General features: G+C 73.1%; 9 protein-coding genes. 5 read left to right on the top strand and 4 right to left on the bottom strand.

Going from position 1 to position 5,978, the window contains the following annotated elements:
• Positions 1 to 21: 21 nt before the first annotated feature.
• On the bottom strand, positions 22 to 228 hold the full coding sequence (locus tag ACJ73U_RS13170; RefSeq protein WP_407777874.1) for a hypothetical protein: 207 nt from the start codon (positions 226 to 228) through the stop codon (positions 22 to 24).
• Positions 229 to 277: 49 nt separating this feature from the next.
• Positions 278 to 400 (bottom strand): hypothetical protein, encoded by a 123-nt coding sequence (locus tag ACJ73U_RS13175; protein WP_407777875.1) that lies wholly within the window; start codon positions 398 to 400, stop codon positions 278 to 280.
• 131 nt (positions 401 to 531) lie between these two features.
• Here ACJ73U_RS13175 and ACJ73U_RS13180 point away from each other — a divergent pair, with 131 nt between their 5' ends.
• Positions 532 to 2,310 carry a hypothetical protein gene (locus ACJ73U_RS13180; protein WP_407777876.1) on the top strand — a complete coding sequence of 593 codons (1,779 nt, stop codon included), beginning with the start codon at positions 532 to 534 and terminating at the stop codon, positions 2,308 to 2,310.
• Here ACJ73U_RS13180 and ACJ73U_RS13185 read toward each other — a convergent pair.
• Complete coding sequence (locus tag ACJ73U_RS13185; protein WP_407777877.1) at positions 2,300 to 2,758, bottom strand: hypothetical protein; 459 nt, start codon at positions 2,756 to 2,758, stop codon at positions 2,300 to 2,302. The two genes, ACJ73U_RS13180 and ACJ73U_RS13185, sit on opposite strands and share 11 nt — an antisense overlap.
• 37 nt (positions 2,759 to 2,795) lie before the next feature.
• Positions 2,796 to 3,188 (bottom strand): DUF2267 domain-containing protein, encoded by a 393-nt coding sequence (locus tag ACJ73U_RS13190; protein WP_407777878.1) that lies wholly within the window; start codon positions 3,186 to 3,188, stop codon positions 2,796 to 2,798.
• Positions 3,189 to 3,379: 191 nt separating this feature from the next.
• Between ACJ73U_RS13190 and ACJ73U_RS13195 the strand changes: the two genes are divergently transcribed.
• From ACJ73U_RS13195 to ACJ73U_RS13210, 4 genes are all read left to right on the top strand, one after another.
• A complete protein-coding gene (locus ACJ73U_RS13195) occupies positions 3,380 to 4,630 on the top strand; it encodes a ferric reductase-like transmembrane domain-containing protein (RefSeq protein WP_407777879.1) in 1,251 nt (416 codons plus the stop codon).
• Between the two features lie 10 nt (positions 4,631 to 4,640).
• Positions 4,641 to 5,036 (top strand): FMN-binding protein, encoded by a 396-nt coding sequence (locus ACJ73U_RS13200; RefSeq protein WP_407777880.1) that lies wholly within the window; start codon positions 4,641 to 4,643, stop codon positions 5,034 to 5,036.
• 1 nt (position 5,037) lies between these two features.
• Complete coding sequence (locus ACJ73U_RS13205) at positions 5,038 to 5,727, top strand: FAD:protein FMN transferase (protein WP_407777881.1); 690 nt, start codon at positions 5,038 to 5,040, stop codon at positions 5,725 to 5,727.
• Positions 5,728 to 5,741: 14 nt separating this feature from the next.
• A partial coding sequence (locus ACJ73U_RS13210) for a response regulator (RefSeq protein WP_407777882.1) occupies positions 5,742 to 5,978 on the top strand: 237 nt, incomplete at its 3' end.

Here is a 5,978-nt window from a genome sequence, read left to right on the forward strand (position 1 = left end):
CACACATACCCAAAACCACGCTCAAACCATCTCGTCCGCGTTCACCTTGACCAGCACCTCGGGATCCGTCGGCACCTGGGACGGCACCTTGTCCTTCACCTGCTGGACAGCCTTGTCGATGACCGGCGCCGCGGCCTCGACCCGGGGCTTCGGGTTGCGCAGGGTGTCGAGACCGCCGGACACGAAGACGGCCGCCAGCATCGGTCGAGCGATCCGACGCAGGATCATGGGTTTACCTCCTCTTCGGCACCGTCGAGGTACCCCGACCCGCTCCCGCTCACACCCCCCGCTCGCCGGCGACGGGCACCGCCGCGCCCTCCGGGGTCAGGGCGCCACCACCCTCGTGCGGCCCTGACCTGGAAAGGAAGGCGAGGCTGGTCGTCGACCACGTCCGCGTCACCGACACACCCGAGCACTGACAGTTCGCACGCGGAGCGCGGTTGCCCGGAGTCGTGCCCGTCGCGCTCTGTGCCGTCGTGCTGGCGGTCGGTAGAACAGTTCTGTCGCACCCGCGCGCGAACGGAGACGCTCATGCACAAGCGCGACCAGCCGGAACGCGAGCAGGCCGCGGCAGGGCACGGGCGGCCCGCCGCGGCGGGTGTCCCGGCCCGCGCGGAGCACCCGTCGCCGGCGCACCCGTCATCGGACATGGTGCTGGCGCTGCAACGCAGCGTCGGCAACCGCACGGTGGCCGGGCTGCTCGCCGACCGCCGCGACCGGGAGTCCTCGCCCGGTCATCCCGTCCAGCGGTCCGCGCCGACCCTCCAGCGTGCCCCCGCCACCCTGTCGGCGGCTCAGCGCTCGCTGCAGGACCTGGCCCGGCGGTGGAAGGTGCAGTCCTTCTTCGCGCTGACCACGGGCCGGTCGAACGAGCTGCAACGCGTGGACGACGCCGTGGCGAACTGGCGACAGGCCGTCGACACCGACCCCTCCACGCCCCGCCAGGACCTGTTGGTGACCATCCAGGAGGCGATCGCCGACTGGCGGGCGGCCAAGGGCACCGGGTCCCGCAGCTACCGCGCCGTCCACATCAACGCCCTGGACACACGCGTGGCCGGGGTCCTCACGCACACGGGCGCACCCGTCACCACACCCGAGACCGAGGAGGACAGCGAGGAGGAGTTCTCCGACGAGGAGAGGTCGGACTGGGACGCGCACTCGTCCGGCGACGAGTCCGAGTCCGGCGGGCAGCGGTGCGTCCTCTCGAGGAACGGCGGGATGGCGATCGGCGGGAACCGCCAGACGCAGGACTTCTTCGCGCTGCCCACCATCATCGACAACGCCAACGCCGCCCTCACCGCGCGGGACTCGCCACTGCGACTGGAGCTCTCCGCCGATCGGGTGCCCGCGGAGCTGGCCGGACGAGGGCTGCGGAGAGTGGAACCGGTGCTCGTCGTGCTCGGCGAGGAAAAGCGGGGCGACGACCTGCTGACGGTGAACGAGTGCATCGCGGTCGCCAACAAGGTGACCGGCGACAGGATCGGCCACGTGCTGCTCGGCCCCGACCAGCCGGGCAGCCAGCGGGTGAGCCAGAAGCAGGGCAACGTGAACGACGCGAAGAACTTCACGCCCTACCCCCGCCTGGTGACCCGACCCGGGATGACGCCCGAGCAGCTGGGCCGCAGCCTGGTGAAGGAGGACGGGTACGTGCACTTCTCCTGGCGGTCCACGACGATCGACGTCGACCTCGACGACGAGCCGTACGAGGGGGAGCTCGCGAAGGCCAGGAAGGGTATCGTGGCGCAGCTCGCCGGGGCCGGGATGACCGCGGAGATGGCCAGGGTCTTGCTGGACGCGATCGCTGCCAACAACCTGGAGTTCCACCCGGGCCTGGCGCAGATCATGGTCGACCGGCTGGAGACCGCGGGGCTGCTCGACGGCGAGCCGACCGAGGAGCACCGGCGGGAGATCGCGGACGCCGCGAAGAAGGTCACCCAGCTCGACAGGTCACGCTACCGGCCCTACGAGGCCCCGGACGCCGCCCGCGACAGCCGCCTCGGCATCAACACCGCCGCCGCCCCCAGGGTCGGCGAGGCGTTCGCGATCTACGGCACCCGCTTCGCCACCCGGGAGGAGCAGGCCGCCGGCAGGCAGGCGAACAGCCAGCCGCCCTGGTCGTACCACTACGCGGGCGTCGTGGCCAGGGACGGCGACGACGCGGTCACCCTGGAGAACTACAACCGCCGCGGCAAGGGCCACGGCAAGGACCCCAACGCGCGGTGGTACTTCGCCCTGTACGGCCCCGGCCGCACCTTCCACGAGACACACCAGGAGACGGTCAGCGGCGCCCTCACCCTGGTCATGGGCTGACGGGCCCCGGGTCCCTCACCGACGTCGGGGATCGCCTCGCTCGGCGGGTCGCGGCCAGGACGGCCACGACGAGGAGGAGCGTGGCGAGCGGGCCGGTCAGGAGCAGCTCGCCGGACGGGCCCGCCGGTGGCACGCCCGGCTGTGCCACCACGGCCTGGGCCTGCCCGGACGGTCCGCCGCTCTGGGTGTGCAGGGAGTTCAGGGCGGGCGGTCCGCTGCCGCAGCCGTTCTGCGTGCGCGGGTTCGCGACCAATGCGTACTCGACGGCGGTGGGCATGCCGGTACCTCCTTCGGCGAGCCGGGGCCTGGAGAACCCGGTGCCAGTCTGGTGGTCCCCGCCGGGCGCCGGCACCACCAGGTGGCCGCACGCCACCTGCAGGTCCTGGAGGACGCCGGCCTGGTGACGACCCGCCGCCAGGGCCGGACGAGGACGTACCTGCTCAACCACCAGCGCATCGAGCTGGCCGCGGCGTGGCTCGGCTGGATCAGTGCTGCTCGTCCGTCGGGGCCGTGGAGAGCAGGTCCTCGCGGTAGTCGGGCGGTAGCTGGGAGACGAGGGCGTCGAACTCGTCGGCGTCCACCCCGCTCCTCAGGGCCGCCACGACCGCGCGGGCGTGTTCGCGCCCGCCGTCGGGGGTGCAGCCCCGGCTCTCCTTGTCGGCCACCCGCCGGTAGAACTCCTCCACCCCGAACGAGACGCCGACCCCGGCGCTCGGCAACGCCTCGGCGATCCCCGCCGGCAGGCGCGCGGGTGGCTCGGCGCCGGCCAGCCGTTCGGCCAGCACCGCCAACGTCGCCCGGGTGGCCGCCGCGGCGTGTTCCGCGTCGTCCAGGCCGCGGGTCCCGCTCACCGCCGCCGCGATCTCCTGCTCCTTCATCGCACCTCCCGCTGGTCTTCGACGAGAGCAGTGCCCCGGCGAGGGAGTGGACAAACCGCCTCCCCGAACTTCCGGGTCCCGGGGAACGCGGCGCGCCGGCTCCAAGATTTCCCCCAGAAATCCGGCCGAGACTCGCTCGTGTGAAACCGGGTCAGTGGTTGTGTGCGCTGGTCGCCCTGAACGTCGTGTGGGTGACTGACCTGTTCGTGCTCGGGCACGGCTTCGAGCGGCTGGGCGAGCCGGGCGGGCTGCTCACCGGCCTGGGGCGACTGACCGGGCTGTACGGGGCGCTGGCCCTGGTCGTGCAGCTGGTGCTGGTCGCCCGGCTGCCGTGGCTGGAGACCCGGCTGGGCATGGACCGGCTGACCGCCTGGCACCGGTGGACGGGCTTCTGGGTGCTGTGGCTCGTGCTGGCCCACCTGGTGTTCGTCACCCTGGGCTACGCCGCGCAGGACGGCAGCCGCCTGCTGGACGAGCTGGACACGCTGGTGTTCGACACCGAGGACGTCGGTCTGGCCACGATCGCCGCGGTGCTGCTGGTCGTGGTCGGGGTGAGTTCGGCACGCGGTGCTCGCCGGCGGCTGCGGTACGAGTCCTGGCACGCCGTGCACCTGCTGGTCTACCTGACGGTCGTGCTCGGGTTCTTCCACCAGGTCTCCGTCGGGGAGGACTTCACCGGCTCGCCGGTCGGGCGGCTGTACTGGTGGACGCTGTACGGGTGCGCGCTCGGCGCGGTCGCGGCCACGCGGATCGGGCTGCCCGTGCTGCGCAACCTGCGGCACCGGCTGCGGGTCGTGTCCGTGGTGCGGGAGAGCCCCGACGTCGTGACGATCTGGATCGGCGGGCGGCACCTGCACCGGCTGCCGGCCCGCGCCGGGCAGTTCTTCCTGTGGCGGTTCGGGCACCGGTGGTGGGAGGCGCACCCGTTCTCGCTGTCGGCCATGCCCGACGGGCGGCTGCTGCGGATCACCGTGAAGGCCCTCGGCGACGGCTCGGCCTGGCTGCAGTATGTCGGGCCCGGCACCCGCGTGTTCGCCGAAGGGCCCTACGGGGCGTTCACCGGGGCACGCGCGACCCGCCGCGCGGTGCTGCTGGTCGCCGGCGGGGTCGGCGTGACACCCATCCGCGCGCTGCTGGAGGAGTTCGCGCACGTCCACGCCGACATCGTGGTGGTGTACCGGGCCAGCAGGCCCGAGGACGTGGTGCTCGCCGGCGAGCTGCGCGCGATCGCGCGGTGGTGCCACGCGCGGCTGCACTTCGTGGTCGGCCCGCGGGGCACACCCGGCCTCCCGGGCCTGTCGGCGCTGGTGCCCGACGCGTCGCGGCGGGACGTCTACGTCTGCGGGCCGCCCGGCATGACCGAGGCCGTGCGGCAGACGCTGCGCCGGCTCGGCGTCCCCGACGACCAGGTCCACACCGAACGCTTCGCCTTCGCGGCCTGAGGAGACACCCGTGCGCAAAGCACCCATCATCGTCGCGCTGCTCTTCGCCGGGCTCGCCCCGCTGGTGCGCTACCACCCGGACACCCCGGCACCGACCGTGGTCGCCGCGCCGCCGGCTCCGGGAGCCCCGGGTACTCGGACGGTCGACGGCGCCGTCGAGGACACCGAGTTCGGGCCGTACCAGGTCCGGGTCACCTTCTCCGGCAGCACGATCACCGACGTCCAGATCATCACCGAGCCGGGCGACGGCCACAGCCAACGCATCGCGAGCCGGGCCGAACCGACCCTGCGCAGCGAGGCCCTGCGGGCGCAGAGCGCGCACATCGACATGGTGTCCGGCGCGACCGTCACCAGCGAGGCCTACGCCCGGTCCCTGCAGGCCGCGATTGACGCGAACGGGAGCTGACGTGCGGTTCGTCGAACACGTGATGGGCATGCCCGCCTCGATCGAGGTGCCCGACCAGGCCACGGCCGGCGCCGTCCTCGACCTGCTGCGGGACGCGGACCGCAGGTTCAGCCCCTTCCGCGACGACAGCGAGGTCAGCACCGGCCGGTACAGCCGCGAGCTGGCGGACGTGCTCGACCTGTGCGGCCACTACGAGCGGGAGACGGGCGGCGCGTTCCGGGTCCGGCTGCCCGGTCGCCGCCTCGACCCCTGCGGGGTGATCAAGGGCTGGGCGGTGCAGCGGGCCGCGGACATGCTGCGGGCGGCGGGCGTCACCGAGTACTGCCTCAACGTCGGCGGCGACATCGCCGCGGCCGGCCGCCTCTGGTCGATCGGCATCCGGCACCCGGACGAGGAACACCGGCTGTGCGCCGTGCTGGAGATCGACGGGGGCGCGGTCGCGACCTCCGGCACCTACGAGCGCGGCCACCACATCATCGACGGCCGCACCGGCCGGCCCGCCACCGACCTCGTCAGCCTCACCGTGGTCGCCGCCGACCTCACCACCGCCGACGCCGTCTCCACGGCCGCCTTCGCGCTGGGCACCGACGGCATCGCCTGGGCCGCGGCCCAACCCGGCTGCCTCGTGTTCGCCGTCGACCGGGACCGAGAGGTGCACCGGTCGGCCGACCTGGACAGAATGCTGAGGTGAGCACGCTCCCGCGCCTGTTGCTGGTCGAGGACGACCGGCAACTCCTGGCGATGCTCGACGCCCTGCTCACCGAGGAGGGCTACCAGGTCGACACGGCCGCAGACGGCCAGCAGGGCCTGCACCTCGGCCTCACCCGCACCTACGACGTCGTGGTGCTCGACCGGGGCCTGCCCGCGATCGACGGGCTGGACCTGCTCAGCCGCCTGCGCCTGCGCGGCGTCGTCACCCCCACCCTCGTGCTGTCCGCGCTG

The sequence above is a fragment of the Actinophytocola sp. genome (assembly GCF_045807065.1).
GTDB lineage: Bacteria > Actinomycetota > Actinomycetes > Mycobacteriales > Pseudonocardiaceae > Actinophytocola.

What these genes read in the sequence shown, in the direction of transcription:
- ACJ73U_RS13170 (WP_407777874.1), bottom strand. Translation starts at nt 228, where the DNA reads ATGATCCTGCGTCGGATCGCTCGACCGATGCTGGCGGCCGTCTTCGTG.
- ACJ73U_RS13190 (WP_407777878.1), bottom strand. Translation starts at nt 3,188, where the DNA reads ATGAAGGAGCAGGAGATCGCGGCGGCGGTGAGCGGGACCCGCGGCCTG.
- ACJ73U_RS13180 (WP_407777876.1), top strand. Translation starts at nt 532, where the DNA reads ATGCACAAGCGCGACCAGCCGGAACGCGAGCAGGCCGCGGCAGGGCAC.